Origin of the sequence: Kribbella solani (assembly GCF_014205295.1) — a bacterium.
Lineage (GTDB): Bacteria > Actinomycetota > Actinomycetes > Propionibacteriales > Kribbellaceae > Kribbella > Kribbella solani.
This window is the reverse complement of record NZ_JACHNF010000001.1, coordinates 3,772,478-3,788,232: the sequence shown is the minus strand read 5'-3', so window position 1 is coordinate 3,788,232 and position 15,755 is coordinate 3,772,478. Positions and strand designations below refer to the sequence as shown.

Sequence of the window (15,755 nt, the reverse complement as noted above, 5' to 3'; positions counted from 1 at the left end):
GGATTTCAGGCGCGCGTCAGCGCCCCTGCAAGAGCCCGGGCGCACGTCGGCGTACGGGCAGCGTCCCCCGGCCGGACACGGCATTGCCCGGCCTGTGAAAGTGCGAAAGGTACGAAAAGTACTGCGAAGGTACGAGAAGACAGCGGATCGATCGGCCTGGACAGCTCGGTTGGCGATCCCCAGTTCGCCCGCATCCAGCCCTCGGCTTACCTCACCTAGAGTAATCGCCCAATCGCGGGTTGAGTCAAGGGCTTGTCTGAACGACTTTCAGCGTTCGGGCCGCGCCTCCACCTGGATCAGCGTTTGCTGGCCGGCTGCGACCAGGGTGCGGTGCTCACGAGTGACACCGAAAACTTCGAGCCGGCAGATCGTCAGCGTCCGCCCCGGCTTGATTACGGTCCCGACCGCTTCCAGGTGATCGCCTTCGGCCGGCGCCAGCAGGTTGATCTTGAACTCGACGGTCAGCACCGAAGTACCGGCCGGGAAGAGCGTGAACGCGGCGTACCCACCGGCACTGTCCGCGATCGAACTGGTCGCGCCGGCGTGGAAGTACCCGTGCTGCTGCGTCACTTCGGGCCTGCTCGGGAGCACGATCCGCACTTCACCAGGCCCGATGTACGAGATCCGCGCGCCCAGGTGCTCCATCAGTCCCTGCCGCTCGAAACTGTCCTGCACCCGATCCCGTACCTCAGCCGCCGCCTCCGCCATGCCGGGAGCGTACCGGGTCAGGCCATGTGGGCGAGGGTGGATCGGGTCAGTTCGTGGTGGAGCGGTTGGCCGGTGCTGAACCGTTCTACTTCGGCGGCGGTGAGTTCGCCCATCTCGAAGTAGCACTCGACGGTGCCGGCGGCGCGGTGTGGGGTGAGCAGGACGTTGGGGAGCGTACGCACCGGATCGTCCGCGGGGAGAGGCTCCTCGTCGAAGACATCCAGGGCGGCGTCGATCCGGCCAGATCGGAGCTCGGCGAGGAGTGCGGCGGTGTCGACCAACCACGAGCGGGCGGTGTTGACGAGGGCCGCGCCGTCCGGCATCAGCGCGAGCTCCCGCGCGCCGATCATGTGCCGGGTCTCGGGCAACGTCGGCGCGTGGAGTGCAACGACTCGGCTCGTACGGAGCAGTTCGTCGAGGGTGGTTGTGCGTACGCCCAGCCCTGCCGCGCGTTCGTTGGTCAGGTACGGGTCGTAGACGGCGATGTCCGCGCCGAGCGCGACCAGCATCCGGATGTATTCAAGGCCGGTCCGCGAGGCACCCACCACGCCGATCCGCGACCCGGCCAGGCCATGTTGGGCGAGCACGACGTCGCTCGTACCCGCGGTGGTGCCTGTGGAAGTAGGCGCGATCGCCTCTTCGCGCCAGCCGCCCGCGTGCATGGTGTGGTTGAAGCGATGGATGCGGTGCAGCATGCTCAGCGTGAAGGCGAGCGACACCTCAGCCACAGGTCGCGCCATCGCCTGGCCGGCCTGAGTCACCCGAATGCCGCGCCGGAAAACCTCGTCGGTGATGAAGTGCTTCACCGAGGATGCGGCGTGCGCGATCAACTGCAGGCGGTTGGCGGGCGTGAGCACCTCGGCGGTGAGGGGAGTCGCACCCCAGGACGTGATCAGCACATCGGCCCCGGGCAGCGCGGCCATCAAAGCGTCTGCATCACCCGGATCATCGAGTAAGACAACTTCGCCGACCGCAGAGAGCCGATCCATGCTCCCCGCCGCAAACACCATCTCCCGAAACGACGGCGAAGCCGCCAACACAACCCGAACGACCGCGTCCGCCGGCTTCGCCTCTGACTGGTTTTCGGTCATGGCCGAATTATATGGTGGTGGGCTTGGTCCGGGAGACGAGTAGGTGTAGCAGGACGGTGAGCGCCAGGATGACGGCGGACACGCCGAGCAGGCCGTTCGGTGCCGCGCCGGCGGTCAGGGCGACGCCGCCGAGACCGCTGCCGAGCGCGCCGCCGAGCGAGATCGCGCTTCCGTTCAGCGCGATCACGATCGCGGCCGAGTCCGGTGCGAGTGACGCGAGCCGGGCCTGCTGCGGTACGGCGGCACCGCCGTTGCCGACGCCGGCGGAGAAGAACCAGACCAGGCCCCACACCGCCGCGACGACCGCCGGCGCGAGCATCAGCGCGACCATGCCGAGAATCGCGTTCAGCAGCAGACCGGTGAGGATCACGGTCAGTACCCGGATCGCGCTGAACCGGTCGACCAGCCGGCCGGTGATCGCGTTCCCGGCCATGCTCGCCACGCCGTACCCGAACATGATCACGATCATCGCCCAGTGCTCGTGGAAGTGCGGTCCGAGGATCAGGGTCGCGTACGTGAAACACGCGTAACTGCTGCACAGGATGCCGGAGCTGACGAAGAGGCCGGCCACCAGTCGCGGTTGGCCGAGCGGCCGGATCCGGTCGGCGAGCGTACCGCCGGGCAGATGCAACTTGGGCAGCCGGAGCAGGATGCCGATCAGTGCGCTGGTGCCGACGATCGCGACCAGGATCATCGGGAACCGCCAGCTGGACTGACCGAGGATCAGGCCGACGGGTACGCCGAGCGCGGTCGCCGTCATCCATCCACCGAGGACGAACGACAACGCCTTGCCGTGGTGCGCGACCGGGGTGAGCGCCAGCGCGTACGCGACGACTGCCGCGTTCAGCAGGCTGCCGCCGAGCGCGGCGATGACCCGGCCGCTGAGCGCGATCGGGTAGTTGGTGGCGACGGCGACGATCACGTTGCCGAGGACGAACACGGCAAGCGCGAGGGCGATCGTCGTACGGCGTTCCCAGCGGGAGGTCAGTGTGCCGAACACCGGGCCGGCGATCGCGGCGGTGAGCGCGAACACCGACATCAGCTGCCCGGCGGCGGCCGCGCTGACGTGCAGGTCACCGGCGATCTGCGGCAGCAGGCCGGCCAGTACGTACCCGTCGATGCCCATCGAGAAGGTCGCGACCGCGAGCCAGAGCAACGGGCGCCAGGAGAAGCCCTGTCCTTCCACCGCCTCGGGGGCGCGCGTGTCCGTCATCTGCCTATCTCACCCCGAGAAATCGGCCGGGGCAAGAGCAGACTGAGCAGTTCTGTCGAAAATGATCAACCCAGGCGCAGCTCCGATCACAGTTTTGTAAGCCCTATTCCATAATTGCTAGTTCTGCGGTACAACGTCAGGATCGCGGCACCGTCATGCGCCGCGGAGGCGGCGGAGCTCGGCGCGGGCGTGGTCGACCCGCCGGGTGTCGGCGCCGTCGGCCTTGGCGATCTCGCGCGCCAGGTCGCTGGCGGCTTCGACGGTGTGCCGGGCCCGCGCCCGGTCGCGGAGGAGTTTGCGGTACTTCTTCCGATCCGCCCGCAGGCCGCTGACCGCATCCAGCAGTGGCGGGTCCACGATGCCGGCTTCGACTTCGGGCGCGAGCAGCTCACGAATCCAGGACCGTTCCTGACTCGCCGCGTGCCGGAGCACGTAGAACAGTGCGCTGAGCTCGATCAGCGCGATCAGGAACGGAAACACGATCGAACGCAGGGCGGAGCCGTTGCTGAGACCGCCCATGTCGTCCCAGGCGCCGTGGAAGACCATCGCGGCGAGCATCGTCAGTACGCCGCGAAGGAGCTTTCGTTCACCGCTGCGGCCGAGAATCCACATCAGGCCGGCGCAGAAGATCGCGCTGAACAGGGCGTGCGACACGATGCCGGCCGCGCCGCGAATCAGGAACATCTTGAGCGATGACCCGAGTTGATCGACGCCGTACACCTGGGTCGCGCCGTTGTAGACGTACAGCACGTCCTCGAAGACCTGGAAGCCGAGCCCGATGTACGCACCGATGATGAAGCCGTCGTACGCGCTCCGGACCAGGCGCGGCGCGAGCCCGATCAGCAGCACCAGCCCGATCGCCTTGCTGAACTCCTCGTTGATCGGCGCGGTCAGTCCGGCGGCCCAGTTCTGCGCGAACGACGTGCCGCCGACCTTGGTCCAGATCGCCAGCAGTGCGTTGTTGGCCGGCAGCGCGATCCAGAACGTGGCGGCGATCCCGCCCCAGATGAACCCGGTCGCGAGCAGCGACGCCGGTTGCGCGGTGAACCGGTTCTGGTGCCGCAGCAGCAACAGCCACGGCACCAGGTACAGACCGAACAGCACGATGCCGCCGGTCAACGCGGACGAGTAGAACTCCGCGCCCGAGCTGAAGTACTGCAGCATGGTCAGCGTGCCGCCGCCGACGCCCAGCAGGTACACCCAGAAGGCCAGGTTGTGCGGCTGCAGGAACCGGAACGGCTGACCCCAGCCGGAGGCGTGGATCGCCTGTCGTTGCGCGACTTTCAGCTCGGGTTCGGCGGTCATGATGCCGTTCCCGGCTTGATGCTGCGCAGGAACGCGGCCACCTCGTCCTCGTACCGTTCGAACTGTCCGGCCGCCGTGCGGATTCGGACCAGCAACGCGGGCGCCGACTCGACCACGTCCGCCGGACCGACCGCCATCTTGAACGCGACATCGATCGCGTCACCACCCGGCCCGGTGCTGCTCTGCACCACGCCGACCAGCCCGGCCGCGGTCGTCAACGATCCGCGTGAGCCGCCGACGTTCGCGGACGCGCCCTCCGATTTCTGGACCTGGTCGAGGAACGCGGCGGCCGGTCCGTCGTACGTCGTGCCGTCGGCTTCGATGGTCGCGCCGCCGGACGCGAGCAGTACCTGCAACGCGGTCGGGATCGCGCCCGCGCCGCCCACCAGCGTCCCGTGTTCGAGCTGCCAGCCGACCGGCGGTACCGCGGTCGCGCCGTCACCGAGGTCGAGGACCTGCCCGGCCTTGATCTCGTTGTGCCAGGGGATCGCGACGTTCAGTCCTTGGAATCCGTAGATCAGTACGAGCGCGATGGCGAGCGCGGTGAACCCGGCCGCGAACGTCCGCCGATCCAGCCCGAACAGCCGATGCTCGACCGGCACCCAATCGGCCGGCGTTTGCGCTGCGTGATCCCCATGCACAGTCATCGACGCTCCCAACGCGGTGGGTTTGGGCGTACCAGAACTGTAAGTGGTATTGAAGCCGGAGGCGAGTGGTGACACACAGTCAGGTCAACTGATGCAGGCCCTGCCGGAGCTGGTCGAGCTGGGCGGCGATCCACGGCAGCCCGGCCGGATCGTCGGCGGCGAGCGCCTGGATGCGTTGGTCATCAGTGCTGCCGTAGAGCAGGGAGGTGGCGACGCGGAAGCGGTACGCGCTCGGGTCGTCGCCGAAGTGGGAGCCCGCGAGAACGGCCACGCCGTGCTGATCCAGGAGGTGCGTCGACAACTGCTCGGCGGTGGTGATGCCGGCCGACTCCAGTTGTGGGCGCAGCGGTTCCAGATCGGGATAGAGATAGAAGGCCGCGTTGGGCGTACGGCACGTGGCGCCCGCGCTTCGGAAGATGTCATGTACCGCATGCGCGACCGCCGCATGGAGGTGACGACTGCGAGTGATGCGATCGGTGACCTCGGCTGGTTCGGACAGTACGTACTCGGCGGCTGCCTGCATCGGCATGGCGAGGCTGGACCAGACTTCACTGGCGATGCCGATCAAGTGATCGGTGAGCGTGGTGCCGAGTGGACCATCGGGGATGCGGGCGAAGCCGATCCGCCAGCCGCCGAGGGCCATGCTCTTGCTCAGGCCCGACGTGACGACGGTTCGTTCGGGGAGCAGCGCCGCGGGACTGACGTGGTCCTCGGGGTGGTGGGTGAGCTCGCGGTAGATCTCGTCGGACAGGATGACCAGGTCCTCGCGGGCGGCGAGCTCGGTGACCTGCTTGACCAGATCCGCGCCGGCCGCCGTACCGGTCGGATTGTCCGGAAGGGTCAGGACGAGGATCTTCGGGTCGGCGCCGTTCGCGCGGGCGGTGTGCAGCGCTGCTTCGAGTTGGGCCGGGTCTGGTACGCCGCCCGCGTCGGCGGGGATCGGTACCGGGATGGTGCGTTTCCCGGTCAGTGCGGCCTGCGCCGCGTACGTGACCCAGGATGGGGTCGGGAGGACGAGATCACCGGGGAGGGCGGCCAGAACGCCGTACAGCAAGGCTTTGCTGCCAGGGGCGAAGATGATTTGGCCGGCGTCCGTGGGCAAGTCGCGGCGGTCGAAGTACCCGGCGGCTGCTTGCCGTGCGGACGCCGACCCGAGCACCGGGCCGTACGCGTTCTGGTCCGCCGCCGCGCGCAGTACGTCGGCCACTGCTGGGAGCACCGGGAGCCCGGCCTCGCCGAAGCCGAGGTGTACCACCGTCTGCCCGGCGGCGCGGCGCGCGGCGATCTTCTCGTTGACCGCCAGGGTGGCGGAGTGCTTGATCACTGAATCCCCTCGGATGTCGACAACGTGCTCTCCGGTGCGCTCGCCGTCGTGCTCCGGCGCTGCCGGATCACCCCCGCCACGATGGTGATCGCGGTGACGAGCAGGGTCAGCAGCAGCGAGCGGCGGCTGCCGGAGTTGACCGCCATCCCGGCGATGATCGCGATCAGGGCCACGCCGACCAGGACGGTCAGGTACGGGAACGCCCACATCTTCAGCGTCAGCGAGCCGGGCGCCTCCCGATCGAGCCGTCGGCGGCCGCGGAACTGGGTGGCGGTGATGCACAGGTATACCACCACGGCGACGGCGCCGGACGAGTCGAGCAGGAAGGTGAAAACCGCCTCGGTCGGGACGAAGTAGTTGGCCACTACCGTGACCAGACCGATGCTTGAGGCAAGCAATACGGCAGCCACCGGTACACCGTGCTGATTGGTCCGGGCGAACAGTCGCGGTGCTTCGCCGCGTTTGCCGAGCGCGTACACCATCCGCGACGACGCGTAGATCCCGGAGTTCAGGCAGGACAGCACGGCGGTGAGCACGACCACGTCCATCACGCCGGCCGCTCCTGGTATACCAAGCTTCTCGAGTACGGCGACGTACGGGCTTTGGGTGACCTTGTTGTCGTTCCACGGCAGCAGCGCGAGGACGATGAAGATCGAGCCGATGTAGAAGACCAGGATTCGCCAGACCACACTGTTCATTCCGCGCCGGACCGAATGCACCGGGTCGACCGCCTCGCCGGCCGCGATGGTGACCACCTCGGTGCCGAAGAAGGAGAAGAACACCACCAGCGTGGCCAGCAGCACGGCCGTGTTGCCCTCGGGCAGGAAGCCACCGTGATCGGTGAAGTTGCTCAGGCCGGGGGAGTGGAAGCCGGGCACGAGACCGAAGAGCGCGGCCAGGCCGAGCAGGATGAACGCGACGATCGCGACCACCTTGATCAGCGCGAACCAGAACTCGAACTCACCGAAGTTCGCCACCCGGACCAGGTTGACCGCGATCAGTACGGCCATGAACACGAACGCGGCGAGCCAGGATGGTATGCCGGGCAGCACCCGATGCGCGATCGCGGCGCCGGCGATTGCCTCGAAACCGACCGTGATGCACCACTGGTACGCGTACAGCCAGCCGACCGACAGGCCGGCCCACGGTCCGAGTTCGCGGCTCGCGTAGCTGGAGAACGAGCCGGTCTCGGGTTGCGCGACCGCCATTTCGGCGAGCATCCGCATCACCAGGATCACGATCAGGCCGACGCCGAGGTACGCGATCAGGACCCCGGGACCGGCGGAGCCGATCGCCTTGCCGCTGCCGACGAACAGACCGGCGCCGATCACGCCGCCGATCGCGATCATCGTCATCTGGCGGTTGCCCAGCGCGCTGCGCAGCGGGGTCGAGCGGTCGGACATGGCGGCCTCCATGCAACTAGAGTTGCATATGATCTTGACTCCGCAACTCCAGAGTCGTCAAGCTCTGGGCATGAGTGCTGAGATTTCGGAGCGGTCGGTCGGTGGCTTGCGGTGGCTGTGGGTGCGTGGGCCGCGGGCAGAGGTGTTCCGCGCGCTGGGCGGCGTGGCGGCCGCCGAGATCCATGCGGTGCTCGGTGGACTTCCCGAGGCGGGAGCGCTCAAGGCCTTCGCCGAGACCACCGCCGGGAGACGGCTGGTCGGCGAGGTGCTGGCGGCGACCGAGCGGACACACTCGCGCGAGCTGACCGAGTTGCACGATCTCGCCGCCGGAGCTGGGTTCGACGTGGACGCGATGGTGCTGGCGAATCTGCGCGGCGACCTCGGCGGCGACGACGGGGTCGGCTGTTCCGATCTCGGCTGGCGGGCCGAACCACCAGCGGCTCGACTCCGGCAAGGTCACCTCGCGGAACACTCATACATCGCGCACAACGAGGACGGGGCGCCGGCGTTGAGTGGGCGGTTCATGCTGCTGACGTTGCAGCTCGACGGCGAACAGCCGGTCACCGCGCAGTGGTACCCGGGATTCCTTCCCAGCAACGCGTTCGCGGCGACCGCCGCAGGTGTTGCCTGGGGCATCAATCATGTCCAGGTCGCGCGTCCGGCAGTGGCGCCGGGGCGGCATTTCGTCGCGCGGGCGCTGCAGCACGAGTCGTCGTTCGAGGCAACGATCGACTATCTGCGCGGCATCCCGACGGCGGGCGGGTTCACGTACACGATCGGGGACGTGCACAGCGGGCGGGTGGCGACCGTCGAGGTCGCGGCCGGGCAGTCGGCGGTCGTCGAGGCGGCGCCGTACATTTGGCATACCAATCATCTGCGGTATTTGGAGGCGCCCGGTGGTGCGGCCGGTTCGGGTGGCGTACGGAGCCTTGGGCAACGTGAAGAGAGTGAGGCCCGTGGCGCGGTACTCGATGCCTTGACGCCGGTTGCGCCTGATCGTCAGTGGTTTCTGGAGGTTCTGACCGGCTCGGTGCGGCGTACGGCGGCAGGCGACGACCCGTTGATGACGCACTGCTCAACCGTGGTCGACCTGACCGCCGCCGAGATCACCCTGCAGGCCGACGGCCAGCCACCAGCAACAGTCCCGTGGACCGAGTTCGTCCCTCAGCCGGAGTAGACGCCGAAGTCGCCGAGTAGGCGTTCGTCCTGGAGGAGCTCGCTCCGGCTCCGCGTACCGTTGCGGACGGCAACACCGGTCGCCAGCGCCTGCGCCAGCGCGATGAACGCGGTCACCGACCGCAGGATCGCGACGCCCTCACAGTCCACCAGATGCGTGACCTCCGCGATCCGGGCCAGCGGCGACGCGCTGCTGTCGGTCAGCGCGATCGTGTGCAGCCCGCGCTTCTTCGCTTCCTCGAACGCTCGCACGGTTTCCGCCGTGTACCGGTTGATCGAGATCGCGACGAACGCGTCACCCGCCCGCAGATCCCGCAGCTCGTCGACCAGCGCACCGGTCACCGGCGACACCAGATGTACGCCCGGGCGCACCAGTCGGAGCAGGTACGCCATCAGCTCCGCGACCGACAGGCACTTGCGCAGGCCCATCACGTGCACGTGCTCCGAATCGCCCAGCAGCTCGAGCGTACGCTCCCAGTCCGCCGGGGTGATCCGGCTCAGCGTCCGGCGGATGTTCTGTTCTTCATGCTCGACCGTCGCGGCCAGCAGATCCTCGGACTGGCTCAGCTTCTCCGCTCGCCCGAACCGGGAGATCAACTGCGCTTCCCGGGTGAGCTGCTGCTGGCACAACGCGGTCAGCGCCGGGTAGCCCGACAGTCCGAAGAGCGCGGCGAACCGGACGACCGACGATTGATGCACCTCGGCCTTCGCGGCGGTCTCGGCCACGCTACGGAACGCCGTACCCTCCGGATCGGTCAAGATCTGCTCGGCAATCCGCTTCTGCCCAGGCGCCATCGAGTCCAGCCGCTGCTGAATCGCGCGCCGCAACTCGTCGTACGACCCCGGCACCGTCATCCCTCATCCTCCACACCGCAACTCTAGGCGCCACCCCACAAATCGCCCCTCAACCGACACCCCCACCCCTCACCCGCTCCAGCAGCCTCGCCCGGCTCACTTTGTGAAGCCACCGCGCGTTTTTCTGCGTTGAAACGAGCGGTGGCTTCTCAAAGTGCGGGTGTTCAGGGGTGCTGGAGGACTTTCGCGATCGCGGCGAGGATGTCCGCGGTGTCGGACTCCTCGCCGAGCAGCAGGTTCTGCGGTAGCCAGACCGTGCTCGCGGCGAGCTGGTCGGTGACCGGGCAGTCGAACGCCGGCTCCGGGCGGTCGGCGGCGCGGAGCAGCTCGGTCATCCGGTCGCGTACGGCCGTGTTCGTGTGCAGGCCCGGGTAGCCGGGCGAGCACGGGACGCCCTCGGCCTGCAGCGCCGACACGAACCAGTCCCGCTCGGCCGCGGTCACGCCGCGCAACCGGAACAGGTAAAGATGCCGCGCGTGCTCGGTGACCGCCGGGTCTTCCGGCGCGAGCGCGATCGCCTCGGGGAACTCTCCGAGGCCGGTGGTGAGCCGGTCGGCGTTCTCCGCGCGCCGCCGCGCCTGCTCGGGCAGCCGCTTGAGCTGCGCGCGCAGGATCGCTCCCTGGAACTCGGTCAGCCGCAGGTTGTAGCCGAGGTGATCATGCTGGTACCAGGCACCATCGCGGGTCCGGCCGACGTTCACCAGCGGATAGACCGCGTCGTTCAGCTCGGCGCGGTTGGTGACGATGATGCCGCCCTCGCCGGCGCTCAGGTTCTTGCTCGACTGGAAGCTGAACGTGCCGAGATCACCGATCGCTCCGACCCGGCGTCCGCGCCAGGACGCGCCGTGGGCCTGGGCCGCGTCCTCGACCAGGGCGACCCCGTTGCGCGTACACACCTCGGTGAGCGCGTCCAGGTCACACGGGCGACCGCCGATGTGTACGGCGACCACTGCCCGCGTACGGGGCGTGATCACCTTCTCCACGGCGGCGGGGTCGAGGAGATGGGTCTCCGGATCGACGTCGGCGAAGACCGGGATCGCCTGCAGGAACAGCACCGCCGAAACGGTCGCGATGAAGGTGTAGGGCGGTACGACCACCTCGTCACCGGCGCGTACGCCGGCAGCTTGGTATGCCGCCACCAACGCGAGCGTCCCGTTCGCGAGACAGGTGCCGTACTCGGCCTGCTGAGCGGCGGCGAACTCGGCCTCGAAGTGGGCCACCTGGTCGCCATGGGTACTGCCCCAGCGGCCCGAACGCAGCACTTCGACGAGCGCCGCCTCCTCGGCCGCGTCACCAACGGGCCAGGCCGGAAAATCGGTCTGCCGAATTGGTATACCACCCTGCAGGGCAAGGGACTCGGGCATGACGACTCCTCTTTGGTACGCCGGCTCGAACCTGCTCCGCTGACTCCCGCCGACTTCGGCGGCCGCGCCGGAGCCGGCGCCGGACGTCTAATTTCGGTCTTCACCGTTATACCGTCAGCGCCCGCCCCCGACCAGTGGCAACAGGACCAGCCGCGACCTGCTGGACCGGCGGCCGGTACGGTCACCCAGTCGAAATCCGGACTGGAGGCCTTGGTGGCAAGAAAACGCAAACGCCCGCATGGCTCACCTGTGCGCAGGGATAACCCGGCGCCGGCCGCTCCGGTGGCGCGGCGGCGGGTACCGCTGCCGTGGGCGGTGTTCTGGCTCGGGGTGATGATGCTGGCGGGGATCTGCCTGCCGCGGGACTGGGTTCTGATCTGGTCGGAGGATCACGCGCCGGCGTTCGCTCAGCCCGCGGTGCTACTCGGCGGATTTCTTGCGACCACAGTGTTTCTGCATGCGATCGTCGTACTGCAGCTCGCCGCGCGGGCGGCCGGCGACCTGGCCGTGCAGTCCGCCAAGGCGACATACGAAAAGGCGCTCGGGCGTACGGGGATCGGCGTACTGGTCGCGACCACGTTGGTGTTTCTGCAGTTCGACCAGGTTCCGAACGGGCCGAGCGTCACGGGTGTACTCGGCGATGCCGCGACAGTCGGCGGGATCGTCGGGATGCTCGCCTGCATTCCGCACAACGCGTGGGTGACCTTCAAGACGCTTCGCCGGCTTCGTACCGACCGCGTGCCGCGATGGTTCACGATTCACATGACGCTCGCGGTGATCGACACGTACCTCCTGTACCGCTTCCTGGTCCTGATCACCGGCCTCTAGTCGACGACGGCGGGTGGGAGTTGGTCGTCGGTCAGGTGGGTCTGTTCTTGGCGGCGGGGGAGCAGGAGGGCCGGGATCAGGGTCAGCAGGACCAGGACCCAGGCGACCCAGTAGGTGTGGGAGAACGCCGTCGCCGCCTCGGTCAGGCCGCGGCCGATCGCGGCCGGGTCGATGTGCAGGGGTGCGAGGTTCTCCGGGCGGGTGTTGGACAGGATCGCGGCCTGGGTTTCGCGCAGGCCGTCGCCCAGGCCGGGGATGTGTTGCGTACCAGGGATGACCGGCGAGTTGTTCAGCTGGTTGGTGAGAATGACCGACATGGTCGCGACGCCGCAGGACGACGCGATCTGCTGGGTGATGTTCAGCAGCGTCGACCCGCGCGCGACCTGCGGGCCGGCCAGCGTCCGCAGCGCCGAGGTGAACAGCGGCATCATCGTGCCGCCCATCCCCAGGCCCATCACGACCAGCATCCCGATCAGCACCGGGTACGGCGTGGTGGCCGTGATCTGAGTCAGTCCGAACATCCCGATCACGATCCCGGCGATCCCGAACGGCACGATCCGGCCGACCGGTACCTTGTCGACCAGTCGCCCGGCGATCGGCATCGTCACCATCGCGCCGAGGCCCTGCGGCGCGACCAGCAGGCCGGCGTGCAGCGTGGACTCGCCGCGGATCTGCTGGAAGTACGTCGGTACGAGCAGCAGCCCGCCGAAGAACGCCGCGCCGAACAGGAACATCGTCACGATCGAGACGGTCAGATTGCGGTTCCGGAACAGTCGCAGGTCGAGCAGTGGATGCTCGGGCCGGAACGAGTGCCATACGAACGACGCCATCAGTACGACACCGATCAGCATCGACACCCAGACCCGCGGCGCGCCGAAGTCACCGTTCTCGGCGGGCAGCGACGAGACGCCGAAGAGGAACAGCGCGAGACCCGGCGACATCAGCGCGACGCCGAGGAAGTCGAACGACTCGGACCGCTCCGGGCTGTCCTGCGCGAGCGCGAACCTGGCGTACACCAGCGCGATCACGCCCAGCGGCACGTTGATCAGGAAGATCCAGTGCCAGCTCGCCACCTGGATCAGCCAGCCGCCCAGGATCGGCCCGAGGATCGGCCCGAGCAGCATCGGGACACCGAGGATCGCCATCAGCCGGCCCATCCGGTGCGGTCCCGCGGCCCGGGTCATGATCGTCATCCCGAGCGGCATCAGCATGCCGCCGCCAAGGCCTTGCAGCACCCGGAAGCCGATCAGCATGTCGATACTGGTCGCGGTGGCGCAGAGCGCGGACCCGGCGGTGAACAGGAAGATCGCGGTCATGTACAGCCGCTTCGTCCCGAACCGGTCGGCCGCCCAGCCGGTCAGCGGGATCACGGTCGCGAGCGCCAGCGTGTACGCGGTCACGGTCCAGGCGACGTGCGAGTACGCGACCGGGCTCTCCGGCGTACCGAACTCGTCCTGGAAGGTCGGCAGCGCGACGTTCACCACGGTGATGTCGAGAATCGACATGATCGCGCCGAGGACGACCACGCCGGCGATCTTCAGTACCGCGGCGTCGATGTCATCCGGGTACTCAGGCTGGTTGGCAGACTGGCTCACGGTCCCCCCTAGGGCACGGAATCAGGTCGCTATCGAGACTACGCTCCGATCTGCCCGGACCGACGGATCACTTTCAGTGACTTTCTGCAACGGTTGGCGGTCAGTGAGTGAGCAGATCGGCGGCCTGAAGTTGTTGCCAGATCTCGGCCTGGTCGACCACGGTGACGCCGAGTTTCTCCGCCTTGGCGAGCTTCGCGGCACCCACGTCGGCGCCGGTGATCAGGAAATCGGTACTCGCCGAGACCGACGAGGCGATCGTCGCGCCCGCCTTCTCGCAGAGCCGCTGGAACGCGGGGCGGGCGACCTTCTCGCCCGAGCGCGGGTCGCTGATCGCGCCGGTCACGACCACCGTCTTACCGGCCAGTGGTGCCCCGGCGGCGACCACCGGCGGCAGGTCCTCCTCGCGTACGTCGAGCGAGACGCCGGCCGCGCGCAGCCGCTCGAGCTCGGGGCGTAACCGGCTCAGATGCTCGACCAGGGACGCGGCGACCTTGGGCCCGATGTCCTCCACCGCGACCAGCCCGTCCACGCCCGCGTCGACGAGCTCCTCCAGCGAACCGAAGCCCGCTCGGCACAACTTCGCCGCCGTACCCTCGGACGCCATCGGGATCGCCAGGCCGATCAACGCCCGCCGGAGACCGACCTGACGGCTGGCGTCGATCGAGTCGATCATCCGCGCCGCCGACACCTCACCGATCCGGTCGAACTCGAGCAGACCTTCCGCCGTCAGGTGATAGAAGTCCGACGGATGCTCCAGAATCCCCGCGTCGGCCAGCCGTTCGATCCAAACCCCACCGATCGCGTCGATGTCCGCCGCCGCGCGGGACGCCCAGTGGATCAGGCGGCGTACGGTCTGCGCCGGGCAGGACACGTTCGTACAGAACAGCTCGCGACTGTTTCCCTGCTCGGTCAGCGGTTGTTCGCAGGACGGGCACACCGACGGCGGCACGATGTCGCGCTCGGCGCCGGTGCGTTTCGACGCGTCGAGTACGCCGGCGACGAACGGGATCACATCCCCGGCCCGGCGGACCAGGACGGTGTCGCCGATCTTGATGTCGCGGGCGCGGATCACCTCCTGGTTCGCCAGCGTGGCGCGGGTGACCGTCGTGCCGCCGACGAAAACCGGTTCCAGCCAGGCGACCGGCGCGATCTTGCCGGTCTTGCCGACATCCCAGACCACGTCTGCCAGCACGGTGGTCTTCTCCTCGGCGGCGAATTTGTACGCCAGCGCGCCGCGCGGCGAGCTCGAGCGCGTACCCGCCGCGGCGAACGCACCACGGTCGGCGAGCCGCAGCACCGCGCCGTCGAGGTCGTAGTCCAGGTCGTTGCGCTGTGCCTCGATCGTGCTGATGACTGCCTGCGCCGAGGCCGCGTCGTCGCAGTGCCGCATCCCGGCGACGGTGAAGCCCATCGTCTGCAAGGCCCGCTCGAGGTCGGCGTCGGTGGCGTCACCTTCACTGAGCAGATCGAACGCGAGAAACTGCAACCGCCGCTCCGCGACCGTCGCCGGGTCCTTGGCACGCAACGTCCCCGCCGCCGCGTTTCGCGGGTTGATCAGCGGTTTGTCCGGATGCGCGGCGTTGTACGCGGCAAACGTAGACCGCAACATCACCGCCTCCCCCCGGACCTCAACCCGCCCCGGAGCCTCGCCCTGTCCCGAGCCGTCGCCCTGTGCCGAGCCGTCGCCCTGTGCCGAGCTGTCGCCCTGTGCCGAGCCGTCGCCCTGTCCCGAGCTGTCGCTCCGCCTCGCGTCGTCGCCCATCGCGGGGATGGTGAGCCGCGCCGGGACGCCGTCGGTCAGTGCACGCACCAGTGGGGTCACGTCGTCGCCGGTGGTTCCGTCGCCGCGGGTGACCGCTCGGGCGAGCTGCCCGTTCTCGTACACCAAGGCCAGCGACAGCCCGTCCAGCTTCGGCATCACCACGACGGACTGCCCCGGGAACCGACCGAAGAACGCCTCGACCTGCTCCGGCCGCGTGGCCTTCTCCAACGACAACATCGGCCGCGAATGCCGCACCGGCGCATGCAAAACCGTCGGCGCACCCACCTGCTCCAACGGATTCGGGTCCGGCGCGAGCTCCGGATTGGCCGCGATCAGCTCCCGCAGCTCGTCCTCGACCGCGTCGTACTCCGCATCCGCCACCACCGGAGCCCCCCGGTAGTACGCATCGCGCAACTCCACGACCCGCCCCGCAAGCTCCTGAATCCGCTCCCCAACATCCACCCCCAGACCCTACCCGCAGCCC

General features: G+C 68.4%; 13 protein-coding genes. 2 read left to right on the top strand and 11 right to left on the bottom strand.

Annotation, left to right across the window (positions count from 1 at the left end; genetic code table 11):
* Positions 1-267: 267 nt before the first annotated feature.
* From HDA44_RS17100 to HDA44_RS17070, 7 genes are all read right to left on the bottom strand, one after another.
* The gene (locus HDA44_RS17100; protein WP_238352472.1) at positions 268-708 is read right to left on the bottom strand and encodes a PaaI family thioesterase; all 441 of its coding nucleotides are present in this window, start codon (positions 706-708) and stop codon (positions 268-270) included.
* A 17-nt stretch (positions 709-725) separates the two neighbouring features.
* A complete protein-coding gene (locus HDA44_RS17095; RefSeq protein ID WP_184835578.1) occupies positions 726-1,799 on the bottom strand; it encodes a hydroxyacid dehydrogenase in 1,074 nt (357 codons plus the stop codon).
* 7 nt (positions 1,800-1,806) lie between these two features.
* Positions 1,807-3,012, bottom strand: a complete 1,206-nt coding sequence (locus HDA44_RS17090; RefSeq protein WP_184835576.1) for an MFS transporter — start codon at positions 3,010-3,012, stop codon at positions 1,807-1,809.
* A 153-nt stretch (positions 3,013-3,165) separates the two neighbouring features.
* Positions 3,166-4,317 carry a PrsW family intramembrane metalloprotease gene (locus tag HDA44_RS17085; protein ID WP_184835574.1) on the bottom strand — a complete coding sequence of 384 codons (1,152 nt, stop codon included), beginning with the start codon at positions 4,315-4,317 and terminating at the stop codon, positions 3,166-3,168.
* Positions 4,314-4,964 (bottom strand): hypothetical protein, encoded by a 651-nt coding sequence (locus tag HDA44_RS17080; RefSeq protein WP_184835572.1) that lies wholly within the window; start codon positions 4,962-4,964, stop codon positions 4,314-4,316. Before HDA44_RS17080 ends, HDA44_RS17085 begins: the two co-directional genes overlap by 4 nt.
* A gap of 79 nt (positions 4,965-5,043) precedes the next feature.
* On the bottom strand, positions 5,044-6,288 hold the full coding sequence (locus tag HDA44_RS17075) for an aminotransferase class I/II-fold pyridoxal phosphate-dependent enzyme (protein WP_184835570.1): 1,245 nt from the start codon (positions 6,286-6,288) through the stop codon (positions 5,044-5,046).
* A complete protein-coding gene (locus HDA44_RS17070) occupies positions 6,285-7,691 on the bottom strand; it encodes an amino acid permease (RefSeq protein WP_184835568.1) in 1,407 nt (468 codons plus the stop codon). Before HDA44_RS17070 ends, HDA44_RS17075 begins: the two co-directional genes overlap by 4 nt.
* A 70-nt stretch (positions 7,692-7,761) precedes the next feature.
* On the opposite strand from HDA44_RS17070, the gene HDA44_RS17065 reads away from it, so the two are divergent.
* Positions 7,762-8,868 (top strand): C45 family autoproteolytic acyltransferase/hydrolase, encoded by a 1,107-nt coding sequence (locus HDA44_RS17065; protein ID WP_184835566.1) that lies wholly within the window; start codon positions 7,762-7,764, stop codon positions 8,866-8,868.
* Here HDA44_RS17065 and HDA44_RS17060 read toward each other — a convergent pair.
* Both HDA44_RS17060 and HDA44_RS17055 read right to left on the bottom strand, forming a co-directional pair.
* Positions 8,856-9,722, bottom strand: a complete 867-nt coding sequence (locus HDA44_RS17060) for a MurR/RpiR family transcriptional regulator (RefSeq protein ID WP_184835564.1) — start codon at positions 9,720-9,722, stop codon at positions 8,856-8,858. The two genes, HDA44_RS17065 and HDA44_RS17060, sit on opposite strands and share 13 nt — an antisense overlap.
* Positions 9,723-9,886: 164 nt before the next feature.
* Positions 9,887-11,086: a DegT/DnrJ/EryC1/StrS family aminotransferase gene (locus HDA44_RS17055; protein ID WP_184835562.1), complete on the bottom strand. Its 1,200-nt coding sequence runs from the start codon at positions 11,084-11,086 to the stop codon at positions 9,887-9,889.
* Positions 11,087-11,335: 249 nt separating this feature from the next.
* Here HDA44_RS17055 and HDA44_RS17050 point away from each other — a divergent pair, with 249 nt between their 5' ends.
* A complete protein-coding gene (locus HDA44_RS17050) occupies positions 11,336-11,914 on the top strand; it encodes a hypothetical protein (protein ID WP_184835560.1) in 579 nt (192 codons plus the stop codon).
* Here the strand turns inward: HDA44_RS17050 and HDA44_RS17045 are convergent.
* Positions 11,911-13,509, bottom strand: a complete 1,599-nt coding sequence (locus HDA44_RS17045; RefSeq protein WP_184835558.1) for a DHA2 family efflux MFS transporter permease subunit — start codon at positions 13,507-13,509, stop codon at positions 11,911-11,913. The two genes, HDA44_RS17050 and HDA44_RS17045, sit on opposite strands and share 4 nt — an antisense overlap.
* A gap of 100 nt (positions 13,510-13,609) precedes the next feature.
* Positions 13,610-15,733 carry an NAD-dependent DNA ligase LigA gene (gene ligA / locus HDA44_RS17040; RefSeq protein WP_337906065.1) on the bottom strand — a complete coding sequence of 708 codons (2,124 nt, stop codon included), beginning with the start codon at positions 15,731-15,733 and terminating at the stop codon, positions 13,610-13,612.
* Between the last annotated feature and the right edge of the window lie 22 nt (positions 15,734-15,755).